13 protein-coding genes are annotated in these 15,472 nt (G+C 40.7%); 11 read left to right on the top strand and 2 right to left on the bottom strand.

Annotated elements, in window-relative coordinates:
• Positions 1–14: 14 nt before the first annotated feature.
• Both I6F41_RS00555 and I6F41_RS00550 read right to left on the bottom strand, forming a co-directional pair.
• The gene (locus tag I6F41_RS00555; protein WP_011330136.1) at positions 15–2,435 is read right to left on the bottom strand and encodes a TonB-dependent receptor; all 2,421 of its coding nucleotides are present in this window, start codon (positions 2,433–2,435) and stop codon (positions 15–17) included.
• A 276-nt stretch (positions 2,436–2,711) separates the two neighbouring features.
• On the bottom strand, positions 2,712–3,983 hold the full coding sequence (locus I6F41_RS00550; RefSeq protein WP_011330137.1) for a Xaa-Pro dipeptidase: 1,272 nt from the start codon (positions 3,981–3,983) through the stop codon (positions 2,712–2,714).
• A gap of 157 nt (positions 3,984–4,140) precedes the next feature.
• On the opposite strand from I6F41_RS00550, the gene I6F41_RS00545 reads away from it, so the two are divergent.
• The 11 genes from I6F41_RS00545 (at position 4,141) to I6F41_RS00495 (ending at position 15,432) form a co-directional block, all read left to right on the top strand.
• Positions 4,141–5,994: a DUF885 domain-containing protein gene (locus I6F41_RS00545; RefSeq protein WP_197107485.1), complete on the top strand. Its 1,854-nt coding sequence runs from the start codon at positions 4,141–4,143 to the stop codon at positions 5,992–5,994.
• A 93-nt stretch (positions 5,995–6,087) separates the two neighbouring features.
• Positions 6,088–6,600 (top strand): YcgN family cysteine cluster protein, encoded by a 513-nt coding sequence (locus I6F41_RS00540; RefSeq protein ID WP_011330139.1) that lies wholly within the window; start codon positions 6,088–6,090, stop codon positions 6,598–6,600.
• A complete protein-coding gene (locus I6F41_RS00535; RefSeq protein WP_011330140.1) occupies positions 6,600–7,112 on the top strand; it encodes an RNA methyltransferase in 513 nt (170 codons plus the stop codon). The genes I6F41_RS00540 and I6F41_RS00535 overlap by 1 nt, the downstream gene beginning before the upstream one ends.
• 279 nt (positions 7,113–7,391) lie before the next feature.
• The gene (locus I6F41_RS00530) at positions 7,392–9,281 is read left to right on the top strand and encodes a methyl-accepting chemotaxis protein (RefSeq protein ID WP_197107484.1); all 1,890 of its coding nucleotides are present in this window, start codon (positions 7,392–7,394) and stop codon (positions 9,279–9,281) included.
• A gap of 110 nt (positions 9,282–9,391) precedes the next feature.
• Complete coding sequence (locus I6F41_RS00525) at positions 9,392–10,006, top strand: DsbA family protein (protein ID WP_197107483.1); 615 nt, start codon at positions 9,392–9,394, stop codon at positions 10,004–10,006.
• Between the two features lie 307 nt (positions 10,007–10,313).
• A complete protein-coding gene (locus tag I6F41_RS00520) occupies positions 10,314–11,066 on the top strand; it encodes a DUF3450 domain-containing protein (protein WP_011330144.1) in 753 nt (250 codons plus the stop codon).
• A 10-nt stretch (positions 11,067–11,076) separates the two neighbouring features.
• Positions 11,077–12,444, top strand: a complete 1,368-nt coding sequence (locus I6F41_RS00515) for a MotA/TolQ/ExbB proton channel family protein (RefSeq protein WP_197107481.1) — start codon at positions 11,077–11,079, stop codon at positions 12,442–12,444.
• Positions 12,445–12,447: 3 nt separating this feature from the next.
• Positions 12,448–12,975 (top strand): MotA/TolQ/ExbB proton channel family protein, encoded by a 528-nt coding sequence (locus tag I6F41_RS00510; protein WP_011330146.1) that lies wholly within the window; start codon positions 12,448–12,450, stop codon positions 12,973–12,975.
• Positions 12,976–13,029: 54 nt separating this feature from the next.
• A complete protein-coding gene (locus tag I6F41_RS00505; RefSeq protein ID WP_011330147.1) occupies positions 13,030–13,440 on the top strand; it encodes an ExbD/TolR family protein in 411 nt (136 codons plus the stop codon).
• 9 nt (positions 13,441–13,449) lie between these two features.
• Positions 13,450–14,055 carry an energy transducer TonB gene (locus I6F41_RS00500; RefSeq protein ID WP_011330148.1) on the top strand — a complete coding sequence of 202 codons (606 nt, stop codon included), beginning with the start codon at positions 13,450–13,452 and terminating at the stop codon, positions 14,053–14,055.
• 51 nt (positions 14,056–14,106) lie between these two features.
• Positions 14,107–15,432, top strand: coding sequence for a tetratricopeptide repeat protein (locus I6F41_RS00495; protein ID WP_197107626.1), 1,326 nt, complete (start codon positions 14,107–14,109; stop codon positions 15,430–15,432).
• The last annotated feature ends 40 nt before the right edge of the window (positions 15,433–15,472 follow it).

Here is a 15,472-nt window from a genome sequence, read left to right as displayed (position 1 = left end):
AAGTATTTAACTAGTTAAAGTGTGTAGCTAAAGCTTAATTTAGCATTGCGCTCTTGCCCAGGCATACCGCCTAAAAACATGGCTTTAGAGTAATAACGCTTATTAAATAAATTATTAAGATTTAGCTGCATATGCCATTTATCAGTTGTGTACGAAATGGCAGTGTCATAAATTGTATAGCTAGGTACATAACCATCCGGAATCGAAAACGAGCTAGAGTTAGTGCTGCGGTTATCTACAAAAGTAATACCGCCGCTAATATTCACCGCCTCTGGTAAATTAAACATGTTTGCGTAGTAAGTTACCCAAGTGCTGGCAGTTACATAGGGCACGCCTTTTTGGCGAGTATCGTAACTGCTGCTATTAGGATTACTTTGATCACGTGCATCTTGGTATACGCCGTTGACGTTTATTTTCCATTTATCGTTTAAGTAAGCGTTTAAATCAAGCTCCACACCTTTGGTTTCTTCTTTACCATTATAAAAGCTTTCAACTACACCCTCTGCAGATACACCCGCTTCATAAAGAGGATTAGCATACTCTAAATTAGTTCGCGCGCTTTCAAATACCACAATAGACGCTAATAACTGATCGTCAAAGGCCTTAAAGCGAAATCCTAAATCGTTACTTAACGATTCAGAATCTTCTCTGTCGGCTTCGTTACCACTTACAGAGCCTAAAACACTGTAGGCTGTACGCCCTTTAGAATGATTAACAAATATCGAGAAATCTTCAGTTGGTTGATAAGTTGCACCTAAATTATAGGTTAAACCACTGTCTGATGTATTTGCCTCAGGGGTTGGGTTTGCACGGCTTGAACTGTAGCGCTCATCTACACCTAAATGCTCGTAACTTTGTTTAATACGGTTATAGGCAACCCCAATACGTGTAGTAAGGGCTTCATTTATATAGCTTACATGTTGAATACCTAACCCCCAAGCTTGTACTTTTTTATTGTAGTCGCTGGTTTTAAGTGGGTCGTAATCGGCAAAGTTACCGGTTGGCCAGTTAGGCTCTCGTATATCGTAAATGTAGGGCAGTGTGCCTTGGTAAAGTAAGTTACCGTCGCTATCGTTGATCACTTTATCGGCATCATAAATAGAATATTGTTTAAAGCCAATATCTCTATCTTCATAATTAGCGTTTACTAATAACTCGTTGTCTATATCGGCTACTGAAAAGTCGTAACGCAAATCGGCAAAGTACTGCCATGACTTTTCGTCGGCCTCCACTTGGCGATACTCTTGGCGGCGTGCTGCAAACGGGTAAAGTACCCCGTCTTCAACTAGTGGCGCGCGCGGATCTTGGTTTATTACTCCACTGCGAGTTGAATACACGTAATTATAAGCCCCGGTTTGACGAGCAAAGCTTGAGGTGTAATTACGATACTGCAATTGTTGATTCAAAAATAAATCATCGGTAATAAAGTAGTTGTGGGTTAATTTAAAACGCAGCTCCTCACCTTCGTTATCTTTAGCCATAGGTGAAATAATACCATTAGTACCAAAGCTGTAAGGCGTTAAACCATCTGAAGACGATAATGAATTTGCAAGCTCAATGCGCTGCGCTTCAGATAATTGCAAGCCATTGCCAGACGGATCATTTACTAAATCAGCACCGGTTACTTGATCTGACGTTAGTCCATTTACCGAATTTGCATCGTAAATACGAATAGGGTGACCAATTGAATCCACTGCAATGGCATCTTTAATGTAGGCCGCGGAGAGCATAATATTTTGTTTGTTATCGAATACATATTTAAGTGAGGTATAAATTTCGTCGCGATCTTCTTTTAAGTCACGAAAGCCGGCACTTGAAGCTGTTTTAGCCATGACCCTGTAGGCTAAATTATCGGTTATAGCATTGGTGCTATCAATCGAAAGTGCATAACTATCCCACTGGCCAAGCTCTACGCCCACTTTATGTTTTTCGTTAAACTCAGGCTTTTTTTCAATTAGGTTTATTACGCCACCAGCGCTACCTATGCCATATAAACCAGTAGCAGGGCCTTTTAGTACTTCAACCGATTCAACATTAGTAAGTGAACGAGTCGGGTTAAAGGTATTACCTAGCCCAGCACCGCCATACATACCGTCGTAGGTGTAATTGGCATCTAAGCCGCGAATAACTAAATTATCGCCAATACCGTAGTTATTGCCGGCTTGAGTTAAACCACTTACGTTGCGTACTAAATCTTGCAGGCTATTAACCCCTTGTGATTCAATAAGTTCACGGTCAATAATAACCACAGGAGCTGGGGTTTCCATTAACGACATGTTTGACTTAGTAGCTAAGCCAGAGCTCATAACAACACGGTTTTGTTTTTCGTAAACGCTAATGCGCTCTATGTTGTCTTCAACTTTTATATCATTAGCAAAGGCTAATTGTGCATTTAAACAAGCAAGGGTAAGTAAAGAATATTTAAAGTTATGCATATAATGGTAAGTATTCGTATTTAACAAGTTGCGTGAATGATAATGGTTATCGTTATTAAAATAAATAAAAAGTTCAAAAAAAACTTTAATAACAATCTGTTTGCTGGTTTTTTAAGCGTGTTGAAATTGGTAAGCGTAACTTATGCTTTTTAAATGTACGATTAGCTTTTTCAGCCTAAGTTGGCCAAAGTTTCAGCTATAAATTGTTTAGACTTAAAATAAAGGCCCGCTATAAATTAAAAGCGGGCCTTATGTAGAGCTATCTAAAAAGAGTTACTAATTTTTGTAAACTACCCCTGCCTTCATTACAAAAGGAATGTGCTCAAGTGTTGCAATATTTTTAAGCGGATTGCCTTTTACTGCAATAATATCGGCTGCAAAGCCGGTTTTAAGTTGGCCTAACTGCTTATCCATTTTTAATAGCTTTGCGCTATTTACAGTAGATGCTTGAATTGCTTGCAGTTCAGTCATACCAAACTCAACCATGCGAGAAAACTGTTTAGCATTATCGCCATGCGGGTAAATAGCAGCATCGGTGCCAAATACCATGTTTACGCCGGCGTTCACTGCACGTTTAAAGCTATCACGCTGTACTTTAGATACTTGGCGTTCTTTATCTAGGTTTTCCTCATCTACGCCATTTTGTTCGCCAAAACTCAGTGTATATTCGGTATTGTAAATATCCATTGAAAGCCAAGTACCATGATCTTTAGCTAATTTAATTGCCTCGTCATCTAAATAACTGGCATGCTCTACGCTATCAACACCGGCTTTAATTGCGGTTTTTATACCATCTGTACCATGAGCATGCGCGGCTACTGGTAAGTCGCGAAGGTGCGCTTCATCTACAATGGCTTTCATTTCTTCAAACGAGTACTGCTGTGCACCCAATTTAGTTCCTTTTGAAAATACTCCCCCTGTGGCACAAAATTTAATGGCGTTGGCTCCGTATTTAATATTTTCGCGCACTTTAACGCGTACCGCCCATGGACCATCGGCAACGCCTTGCGAGGTATATTTAAGCTCAGGTGGTAAACGGTTGTTATCACAATGGCCGCCGGTAATACCTAAAGAGGGACCTGCTGCCCAAATACGAGGGCCAATTATATCGCCTGCATTAATTCCATCTCGTACTGCAATTACGCTGTAACCTTCTGCGCCTACGTTGCGCACGGTAGTAAACCCAGCTTCAAGGGTTTTTTTCGCAAAGTACGCTGCTTTTACAGCCATACGCGGTACCGATTGTCCTACACGCTCACTGCGAGGTACCGTTGGATCGCTGGTTAAATGCACGTGCATGTCCATTAATCCTGGCATAAGTGTCAGTTCAGGCAGCTTAATATGTTCATCTCCTTTATTAAGCTTAGGCGTTTTATTGCTATCAATAGCGGTGATCACGCCATTATCTATGGTAATAAGGGGTGACTGTATTAACTTACCACTTTGAACATCAAGCATTGCCTTAGCAGATACATAAGTAACAGCATAGGCATTCATACTGTTTAAACATAAAAGTGCGATAGAAGCAGACAGTAGTTGTTTTTTCATATTAGGGGGTCTTTTATTAGTATTTTAAATTAACTCGACTTTACCAAGCTAAGCACAAACTGCAAATAAATAGCGATGGCTGTTATCTATCGTAATTTCTTTATTTAGTTGATGTAACTACGCATACTCGATAAGTAAATTTTAACAAGGTATCAGCATGAAATTAATAAACTTGGCGGTTATAGCCAGTGGTGTACTGCTTGCTTTAAGTGGTTGCACTAATATAAATAAAAGTAAGCATGAAAGTAACACCACCAGTAGCCACGCGCAATTGAGCATGGCTAATACTGCCAAAGCAGTGGTGTCAGAGCTTTCAGCGCAGCAACAGCTTGATGTACTGGTAGCGCAATATTACGATGAATCGCTTATGTTTAGCCCTCTTAGTGCCACTTACAATGGCCGTAATGAGTTTAATAACCAATTTACGCCTGTTATTTCATCGGCTAGCCGTGATAAAAAAGCCGCTTTTTATAAAAAATATCAACAGCGCTTAACACTTATAGATAAAGAGCAGCTAGTAGGACAAGCATTATTAAGCTTTGAAGTATTAGCCCAAGACTTAGCGCTTAAGCTTGAAGGAATGCAATACCCAGATTATTTACTGCCAATTAATCAAATGGCAGGGGCACATAACACCTTTGCTGGTTTTGGCTCGGGACAAAGTGCACAACCTTTTAATACAGTTGAAGATTACAGCAACTTTTTAGCCCGAAGTGAGGGCTTTATTAATTGGCTTGTAAGTGTGCAAGAATCAATGGCGCAAGGCATAAAGATGGGCGTAGTATTACCAACGCCACTGGCTAAAAAGCTGCAACCACAATTTGCAGCCCATGTGGTAACTGACGCCGAAGACTCACTATTTTGGGCGCCAATTAAAAACTTCCCAGAGTCGTTTACAGCGCAGCAAAAGCAACAAATTACAGTACAATATAGAAAATTGATTATAGAGCGTTTAGTACCTGCATATAACAGCATGAGCGAGTTTTTAGCTAATCAATATATTCCTAATAGCCGAGAAAGTGTTGGTTATAGCGATTTACCTAACGGTAAAGCGTGGTACGAATACCAAATTAAAAAACACACTACGCTTAGTTTATCTGCCAACGAAATTCATGATATTGGTTTAAGTGAAGTAGCGCGTATTTTATCGCAAATGAAAAAAGTAAAAGAAACAGTTGGCTTTAAAGGTGACTTATCTACATTTTTTGACCACTTACGTGATTCGGACGAATTTTATTACAACACGCCGCAAGAGTTAATAGCGGCATACGAAAACGTAAAACAAAAAATTGATGCGCGTTTGCCACTGCTTTTTAACATAGCACCAAAAGCGCCATACGTTGTAAAAGCAGTAGAAGCTTACAGAGCACAGTCGGCTGCGGGCGCATCTTATGCGTCTCCAGCACCAGATGGTTCTCGCCCAGGTGTTTTTTATATTAATACCTATAACTTAAAGGCGCAGGCTAAGTTTTTACTCGAAACACTATCGATTCACGAAGCAGCGCCTGGGCATCACTTTCAAATAGCATTACAGCAAGAAATAGATGGCCTGCCAGATTTTCGTAAATTTGGTGGCTACACCGTATTTGCCGAAGGTTGGGCGTTGTACGCTGAAAGTTTAGGGAAAGAGCTTGGCTTATTTACCGACCCGTATATGTGGTATGGGCGTTTATCAGATGAGCAATTACGCGCTATGCGTTTAGTACTCGACACTGGTTTTCATGCAAAAGGCTGGACGCGTGAGCAAGGTATTGATTACATGCTAGCTAATTCGTCTATGGCTAAAAGTGATGTAATAGCCGAAGTTGAGCGTTACATAGCATGGCCAGGCCAAGCGCTGTCATATAAATTAGGAGAGTTTAAAATTAGTGAGCTGCGCGACTACGCACATAAACAGCTAGGTAATAAGTTTGATATTAAAGCGTTTCACACGCAAATACTCATAGATGGCGCATTACCTATGCCAATTTTAGAACAGAAAATAAAGCGCTGGGTTAAATCAGTACAATAATGCTTAGGCAAAGCCCTTACCTGCAAGGTATTGGCTTTGCGCCATTTGCAGCAATACGGTAGAATGCGCGCTCTTTAGGGGCGCGAGTACATTATGTTTGATCAACAATTAGCAAATACACAATTTTGGCTTGAAAAAAGCCTAAGCGACATGAACCAAAATGAATGGGAAGCCATTTGTGACGGCTGCGGGAAATGCTGCTTAAATACCTTTATTGATAGCGAAGATGAAGATGAATTTACCGCCACCGATCAGCTACGCGAAGGTGAGCAGTTAATATTTACTAATATTGTGTGTCAGTATCTCGATAATAATACCTGTGGTTGTAGCGAATACGAAAATCGTCAAACGCTGGTACCATCTTGTGTAAAACTTACCAAAGAAAACCTCAAAGATATCTTTTTTATGCCACAAAGTTGCAGCTATCGCCGTTTGCACGAAGGGCGAGGGTTGGCCTCGTGGCATCCGCTGTTAAATAATGGCGACAAAACAAAAATGCATCAGCAGGGCATTTCGGTAAAAGACAAAACCGTAAAAGATTGCGACGTTAAGCTCGATGACTTTGACCTATATATTGCAGAGTGGCCAACCAAGGATAGTGATTAATGAGCAAGCAACAGGCTGTTATTGGTTTATTAAATCCCAAAAGCCCAACTAATGTGGGCGGTGTATTACGTGCTGCAGGTTGCTACGACGCACAGCAGGTGTTTTTTACCGGAAACCGTTATTTAAATGCACAAAAGTTTCATACCGATACAAAAAATGTGGTTGAGCGAATTTCACTAACTGCCACCGATAATTTAGAAAAAGTAAAGCCACAAGGTGCCACGGTTGTGGTTATTGAGCTAATTGAAGGTGCAACGCCACTGCCTGAGTTTACCCACCCAGAAAACGCATTTTATGTGTTTGGCCCAGAGGATGGCTCAGTGTCTAAAGACGTTTTAAAGTGGGCCGACGAAGTCGTGTATATTCCTACTATTGGCTGCATGAACCTCGCCGCCACTTGTAACGTGGTGCTATACGACCGTTTAGCAAAACTAGGCGGCGTAGAGAGCAGCGATACTACAATTATCAATTCGCGCGACACCAATAATAAAATGAAATGGGAAAAAGCATAGCGCTTTAGTCGCTGTGCAGCGTATTTTAAAACGACATAAATCTCCCGCAGTTAAGCGCCAATCAGTAATAAGCCTCGCAAGGGGCTTGTATTTTTAAGTACACAATTTAAACAACACACCTTAATCTTCCCGATCCTTCTAAGTTCATGAATAATCATAATTAAGCCTTTATTACTGTTTTAGCTCTTTTGTTGCTCGTAAGCTTTAATAACTAAGACATTTAGTTAAATATTTGCTAAAACTGTAGGTGCTAATAATAACAATTAAAAAAGGGCACTTATGCTTGGCACGTTAAAATTTACCTCTAAGGTCACTATTGCTGCATCACTGGTATTAGTGTTGGTACTTGGTGTTTTTACAATTAATAACTATGTATCTATGCGTAATCAAACCGAGCAGCAACTTGCTCTTGTACTGCAACAAAGTTCAGAATCTGTTTCGCAAAACATTGCTAATTGGCTAAATGACAAACTGGCAATTGTTATTGCCATAGCAAAAACGCACCAATCTGGTGATAGCAAAGCGCTTACCCTTACACAGCTTAATACCGCTGAGTTGGCCGGAAACTTTAAAAATACCTATATTGGTAAATCCAATGGCGTGTTTATATTAAACGATCAAAGCGTAGTATTGCCCGCTGATTTTGATGCCACGTCTCGCCCTTGGTACAAGCTAGTAGAAAACAAAGAAAATACTGCCTTTACTACCCCTTATATAGATGTAACCAGCAATGAACTTACTATATCTGCGGTTGTGCCGATGCAGCAAAATGAGCAGTTTATTGGTGTAGCGGGCGCCGATATAGAAATGAGCATTATTACAAAAATTATTAACGATATAGATTTTTTAGGCTTAGGTTACGGCTTTTTAATTGACAGTAACGGCCAAGTGTTAAGCCACCCTAACAGAGCACTTAATTTAAAAAATACTACTGAGTTATTTGGTACCCACACTGCTTTGCAAAGCGAATTTACAGAGTATCAAGTGGCAGGGCAAAGTAAGCTTATATCGTATACAAAAATACGCGGTATAGAAAACGTTGACTGGTACTTAGGCGTGGTAATCGATAAAGATAAAGCCTTTGCTAGTGTATCGGCCTTTGGTAAAACGGCCGCTATATATATGCTTATTGGTATCGTTGTTATCATTATTATGATGCAACTATTATTGCGCTATTTAATGCGCCCAATGCAGCGATTAAACGACGCTATTAAAAACATTGCCCAAGGTGAAGGCGACCTAACGTGTAGATTAGAAGTTGAAAATGAAGACGAATTCGGCGAGTTAAGTCATTCTTTTAATTTATTCATTGAAAAAATACAGCACTCTATTGAGCAAGTAAAGCACACCACAGAGTCATTAGATGTGGCTATTTCGAGTTTAGTGGCGCAAACCGACTCAACATTATTAATGTACGAAGACCAAACTAAACGTACCGACAGTGTAGCTACCGCTATTAATCAGTTTTCTGCCACCGCAATGGAAATATCAAACAGTGCTGAGCGTGCCTCTAAGTTAGCTAAAAATGCCGATCAGCACTCAGCGCAAAACCAGCAAACACTCAGTAATAATGTGGCCAGTATTCATCAGTTATCAAAAAATATGGAACAGGCACAGCAAACTATTAATAGCTTAAACGTGCATACAGCCAGTATTGGCCAAGTGCTTGAGGTAATTAAAGGGGTAAGCGAGCAAACAAATTTACTGGCCCTTAACGCTGCAATAGAAGCTGCACGGGCTGGTGAAGCTGGGCGAGGTTTTGCTGTAGTTGCTGATGAAGTTCGTCAATTAGCGCACCGAACCCAGCAATCAACCCAAGAAATAGAAGACACCGTAAGCCAATTACAAAAAGGCTCTAATTTAGCGGTAGAACTAATGAAAACCAGTTTAAGCGACAGTGAAACAAGCGTGCAACAAGCCGATGCAGTAGGTGTTGTAATGCAGCAGATTATAGATGCAATACAAAAAATTAGCGATGCGAATCATGTTGTAGCTAGTGCAACCGATGAGCAAAATCAGGTTGTTAAATCCCTCGATTCAGACATTCATAATATTAGTGAGCTTTCAATACAGGGCAAAGCTAATTTAAACCGTACCTTGGATGAATGCACCAAGCTTAAACAACAATTTAGCGATTTAGAGCGTATGGTTAAAAAGTTTAAAGTTTAAAGTTTAAATTTTAAAAACAAACGCTAACAACAGTTTAGCTATTAATCATTATAGTATGTGTAAATGCTGGTGGCTTACATTAAGCACGAGCTGTTAATACGGAGGAGCAAATGGCTCAAAGTAAACTTGTTTATGTACACGACCCTATGTGCAGTTGGTGCTGGGGTTATGCGCCAAGCTGGCTTAAGTTAAAAGCCGCTCTTGAGAGTAAACTAGTAGTTGAATACAAAGTTGGAGGGCTTGCTCCTGACAGCCAAGATCCCATGCCACAAAACATGCAAGATATGCTACAAAACACCTGGCATAAAATAGCAGCGCAATTGGGCACTGAGTTTAATTTTGATTTTTGGCGCAACTGTAAACCAAGGCGCTCAACGTACCCGGCATGTAGAGCGGCGCTTATTGCGCGTAAAGCGGGCAAAGAAAGTGCAATGGTTGCAGCCATTCAGCAAGCTTACTATTTAAATGCTCAAAACCCCTCAGATGAAAGCACATTAATTAGCTTAGCCGAGCAAATAGGTTTAAATAAAGCGCAGTTTGCAAATAGGCTTCAATCAAAAGAGCTTAATGATGAGTTAATTGCAGAGCTTAATTATGTACATAGTTTGCCCATTCAGGGTTTTCCATCTTTAGTGCTTATTAATGACGATAAAATGCACCCAATAGCAATAAACTACACCGACTGGCAAAAAACATTTAATCAAATTAATGCTATTTTAAGTTAAATAGCCTGAACTCAGGTTAAGTATTGCTAAATTATGCGTGTTTGGCTGCCAAACACTCACTCCTCTTATAACACTTTTTACACATTAGACAGCACTCCTTACACAGCACTCTTTACACAGCCCCCTTAGACAGGCTATTTATTAACGCTGTCATAAAAGAGACTTCTTTGCGCAACATGCTTGTCATTTTTCATCTATACACTTTCGCTCATTGAAAATATTTAGTTTTTAATTGTTTGTATCAAACGTTTAAAGCTAACAAAAACAAACTAGCAAATCTGCTAACTAACGAGTAAAGGTGTATGCGATGAAAGGCGTTAAACCATTAATTATAGCTGGTATTGTGGCCGCAAGTGCCGCTGTACACGCAAACGATTTAAATAAGGTTATTGATAAAAGCAGTGAAATTACTAAATCGGCTGCGCAATCACAAACAAAAATAGACAAGATTGCAGATTCAATGCAAGGGCGTCTGCAACAGTTTAAAACCCTTAATAAAGAAATTGATGGTTTAGCTGTGTATAACGCTCAGCTTACAAAACAGTTAAATAACCAAATTGCAGAAATGCAATCGATGAATCTCTCTATGGATCAGGTTTCAATTATTGAGCGTCAAATTACGCCATTAATGATGCGTATGATCACCGGTCTTGAACAGTTTGTATTACTCGATGTGCCATTTTTAAAAGACGAACGTGAAAAGCGTTTAACCTCTTTAAAAGCCATGATGGAACGTGCCGATATTACCTCTAGCGAAAAGTTCCGCCGCGTACTCGAAGCATACCAAGTAGAAGTTGATTATGGCCGCACTATTGAAGCTTACAGCGCACTGCTTGAGGTAAATGGTAAAGAGCGCGAAGTGGATTTTTTACGCATTGGTCGCTTAGAGCTCATTTACTTAACCCGCGATAGTAAATTAGCTGGTAGCTGGGATACACAAACAAAAACGTTTGCAGCACTTCCAGACTCAACCATTAGCCAAATTAATAAAGGTTTACGCATTGCGCGTAAGCAACTTGCCCCAGATATGTTAACTCTGCCAGTTCACGCAGCACGATAAGAGGTCGAAAATGAAATTGTTTACTCAAATGACAAAAATGGCCGTACTTGCTGCAAGTATAAGTTTTACATGCGCAAATGTAGCAGCTGAGCCAATGGATTTAGATTCATTACTTAAAAACCTTGAACAAGGTAAATCTGCGCAAAGTGTGCAAAATACTCAGCGTGAACAACAATTTACTGCGCGTCAAAACGAGCAAGTACAAATGCTAAAAGACACGCAAGCAAAGCGTAGTCAAATGCTTAGTGAATCAGAGCGCTTAGAAACCCAGTTTGAAGAAAACGAAATTAAACTGGCTAATTTAACCGATACCCTATCAAAGCGTATGGGATCACTTAAAGAATTGTTTGGTGTGTTGCAACAAGTGGCAGGCGATTCAAGCAATAAGTTTGCTACCTCTGTGGTATCGGCAGAAATACTAGGGCGAAGTGTTTTTATGGACGATCTGGCACAAAAAATGGGATCTACTTCACAACTTGCTTCAATCGAAGATATTGAAAAAGTGTGGTACGAGCTACAACGTGAAATGACCGAGCAAGGCAAAGTGAGCCGCTTTAATACTCAGGTTATTATTGAAGGTGGTAACAAAGCAGAGCAAGAAGTTGTGCGTGTTGGTGCTTTTAACCTTATTTCCAACGGTAAATATTTAGAGTACAGCTCAAGTACAAATACGCTAAGTGAGCTTACTCGCCAGCCCGTATCGCGCTATACATCAACCGCAGGAGATTTACAGCAGGCTAAAAACGGTATTGTACAGTTTGCACTAGACCCAACCGGTGGCTCAATTTTAGGTTTACTAGTACAAGCCCCAGATACCGCTGAGCAAGTTCACCAAGGCGGCGCTGTGGGTTACGTTATTTTAGGTGTGGGTTTATTAGCACTGTTAATTGCAATTGAGCGTTTTGTATCTTTATTGCTAGTGGGTGGCAAAATTCGCCGTCAACTTAAAGACACGGTTGCTCGCGACGATAATCCACTAGGCCGTGTTATGAAAGTAAAAGACGACTACCCAAATGTAGCCTACGACACCCTAGAGCTTAAATTAAGCGAAGCTATACTGCGTGAAATGCCAAAAATAACCCGTAACTTAACCCTGATTAAAATTATTTCAGTAGTGGCTCCGCTGCTTGGTTTACTTGGTACAGTTACCGGGATGATCAATACCTTCCAAGCCATTACCTTGTTTGGCACCGGGGATCCTAAGCTCATGGCAGGCGGTATTTCTCAAGCGCTTGTAACAACAGTACTTGGCTTAGTTGTGGCAATACCCACAGTATTTATTTACACCATACTCAACACCCGAGCAAAAAGCTTACTGCTTATTTTACAAGAGCAAAGCGCGGGCATTATTGCAAAACGAAGTGAAAAAGGAGCATAAACCATGGTGCTATTGATTGATTCAATCAATGCTATCCGTGATTTTCTCGACACTGGTGGCCAAGTTCTCTTGGTCATTGGGGTGTTAATCTTCGCGATGTGGTTATTGATACTCGAGCGATTCATTTACTTTTTTAATGGTTTTCGTGGTTACAAAAAAGCCATCAAAAACAGTTGGCTTAAGCGCAACGAGCGTAATAGCTGGAATGCAGAACAAATTCGCCAAGCGATGATCTCACGCGCCAGTATGCGTCTTAACGCTAACTTAGCACTTATTAATGTGATGGTTGCATTGTGTCCGCTACTTGGCTTACTTGGCACAGTAACAGGAATGATTGAAGTGTTTGATGTTATGGCTATTACAGGTACAGGCAGTGCGCGCTCTATGGCGTCGGGCGTATCTAAAGCAACTATTCCAACTATGGCAGGCATGGTCGGTGCGTTATCTGGGGTATTTGCCTCAACGTACTTACAACGCCGGGCTAAACGTGAAGTAGCGCTACTTGAAGACAGCATGGTTTTAGACCATTAAGCAATTATTAATAAGTGGCTCTATCTATAGCCACTTATTTCAGGAGAATAAAAAATGAGAGCCCCATTAGGAAACCTATTTCAAGAAGACGAAGCAGAAGAAATAAACATGACCCCCATGCTAGATGTGGTATTTATCATGCTTATTTTCTTTATTGTGACCGCCTCATTCGTAAAAGAGTCGGGTATTGATGTTAACCGCCCCGAAGCCGCCACTGCGGTTAAAAAAGAACGCGCTAATATTTTGGTCGCTATTTCAGACACAGGTGAAATTTGGATTAATAAACGCCAAATAGATGTGCGTGCGGTGCAGGCAAATATTGAGCGTTTAAAAGCCGAAAACCCACAAGGGAGCGTGGTTATTCAAGCAGATAAAAAGTCGACCACGGATACTTTAATTAAAGTAATGGATGCAGCGCGCGCCGCGGGTGTGTTTGATGTGTCGATTGCGGCCCAAGAAGCCTAAGGGTTAGCCATGCGTTATTTAATAGCATTTGTAATAGCCATTTTAGTAACCTTTATGCTGTTTTTAGGCATGCAGGCACTTATTACTGGTGGTGAGGGCGCAATGAGCGAACCTGCAAAGGGGAACGTGCTTGACTTTGTACGGCTTAAAAAAGAAGAAAGCTTACAAACAAAACAGCGCAAACCACAAAAACCACCCACACCCAAAGAGCCGCCACCACCAATGGAGTCACCAAAAATGCAAAACAGCGATGCCAATGCAAAAGCTAATAATTTTGACTTTGCGGCCAATGTTGATGCCGAGGTGAATTTAGCCGGTGGTTTAGCCCTTGAATCAAGTGATGGTGAATACCTGCCCATTGTAAAAGTGGCGCCAGTGTACCCAAGGCGCGCACTGTCTCGTGGGATTGAAGGCTACGTTATTGTTGAGTTTACAGTAACCAAACAAGGCACTGTTCGCGACCCTCAGGTATTAAAGGCAGAGCCTGAATCGCTATTTGACCGAGCGGCGATGGATGCAGCCCTTAAATTTAAATATAAGCCCCGCGTAGTCAATGGTGAAGCCGTTGAAGTTGCGGGAGTGCAGAACAAAATATCTTTCCAGATAAGCGGTTAATTTTTGGATTAATTAATTCAACCTATTAATGGATAGAAAAGCGAGGCGATGATGAAATTACAACCAATAGCAGTTATTTTTAAATTAACACTTTTTTGCACCGTAACAATAAGCGCAAGTATTGTAACCCCCAGTGCACTTAGTTTATTACCAGGTGTGAGTGCTTTTACAGCGCAAGCCGCAGAGCAAAAAACCAAACGAGTACCGGCCCTGCGTGAAAAAGTATATAGCCAGTTAGCGCGAGCCCAAAAGCTTGCCGACGATGGCGATGTTAAAGCAGGCCTTGAAGCGCTTGATTCTATACAAGATCGCGCATCAAGCATGAACTCCTACGAAATTGCAATGATGCATAACTTTTATGGCTTTATTTATTACAATGAAAACGACTTACCCAAAGCAATAGCCGCGTTTGAAAAAGTAGTCGCTGAGGAGGGTATTCCAGAAACATTACGTTTAAGCACTACGTTTAGTTTGGCTCAATTGGCAATGGCTAACAGTGACTACAACAAAGTAATTACGTTTTTAGATCAATGGGATGCTATTAATACAAAAGATAAGCTAGAGAGCTACTATGTGTTAAGAGCGCAAACCTATTATCAGCTAAAAGACTACCAGCAAGGCCTTAACTATATAACGCAAGCTATTACACTAAGTGACAGCGAAGGCAAAGTACCAAAAGAGAACTGGCTAGTATTACAGCGTGCTATGTACTACTCACTTAATCAGTCCGATAAAGTGGTAAAGGTACTAGAGCGCATGGTTAAGCTGTATAACAAACCAGAATACTGGGTGCAGTTAGCAGGTATGTATGGTGAAACAGGTCAAGAAAAACAACAACTAGCAATTATTGAAGCGGCATATCAGCAAGGCTTTTTAACCTCCAAGTCAGATTTACGCCAATTAGCCCAGGTGTATTTATACAATGGCTTGGCTTATAAAGCAGCCATAGTGATGAGTAAAGCAATTGAGGCAGGAATAGCAGAGCAAACCGCTAAAAACTATGCCTTTGTAGCTGAAGCCATGATCCAAGCTAAAGAAGATGCGCAATCGATTAAATACTTTGTAAAAGCGGCGCAGTTATCAAGCAGTGGTAACTACGATCAGCGCTTAGCACAAGTGTATGTAAATACAGAGCAATATGAAGAAGCTGCCGACTCTGCGCGTAAAGCACTTGATAAAGGCAACCTTGATTTTGAATCAAATGCATTTGTAGCTTTGGGCATGGCACAGTTCAATTTACAAAACTTTGATGCCTCTATTTTAGCGTTTGAACAAGCGCAAATACATAAAAAATCGCAGCGCTTAGCCAAGCAATGGATTAAATATGTAAAGCGCGAAAAAATACATGCTGAAACCCTAAAAACAGCATTACTTTAATGTTTTACTTTTGCGCTAGGTGCTAAATTAATAGCGCATA

Source organism: Pseudoalteromonas sp. SCQQ13 (assembly GCF_015864415.1).
Lineage (GTDB): Bacteria > Pseudomonadota > Gammaproteobacteria > Enterobacterales > Alteromonadaceae > Pseudoalteromonas > Pseudoalteromonas nigrifaciens.
This window is presented reverse-complemented; position numbering and strand designations above follow the sequence as displayed.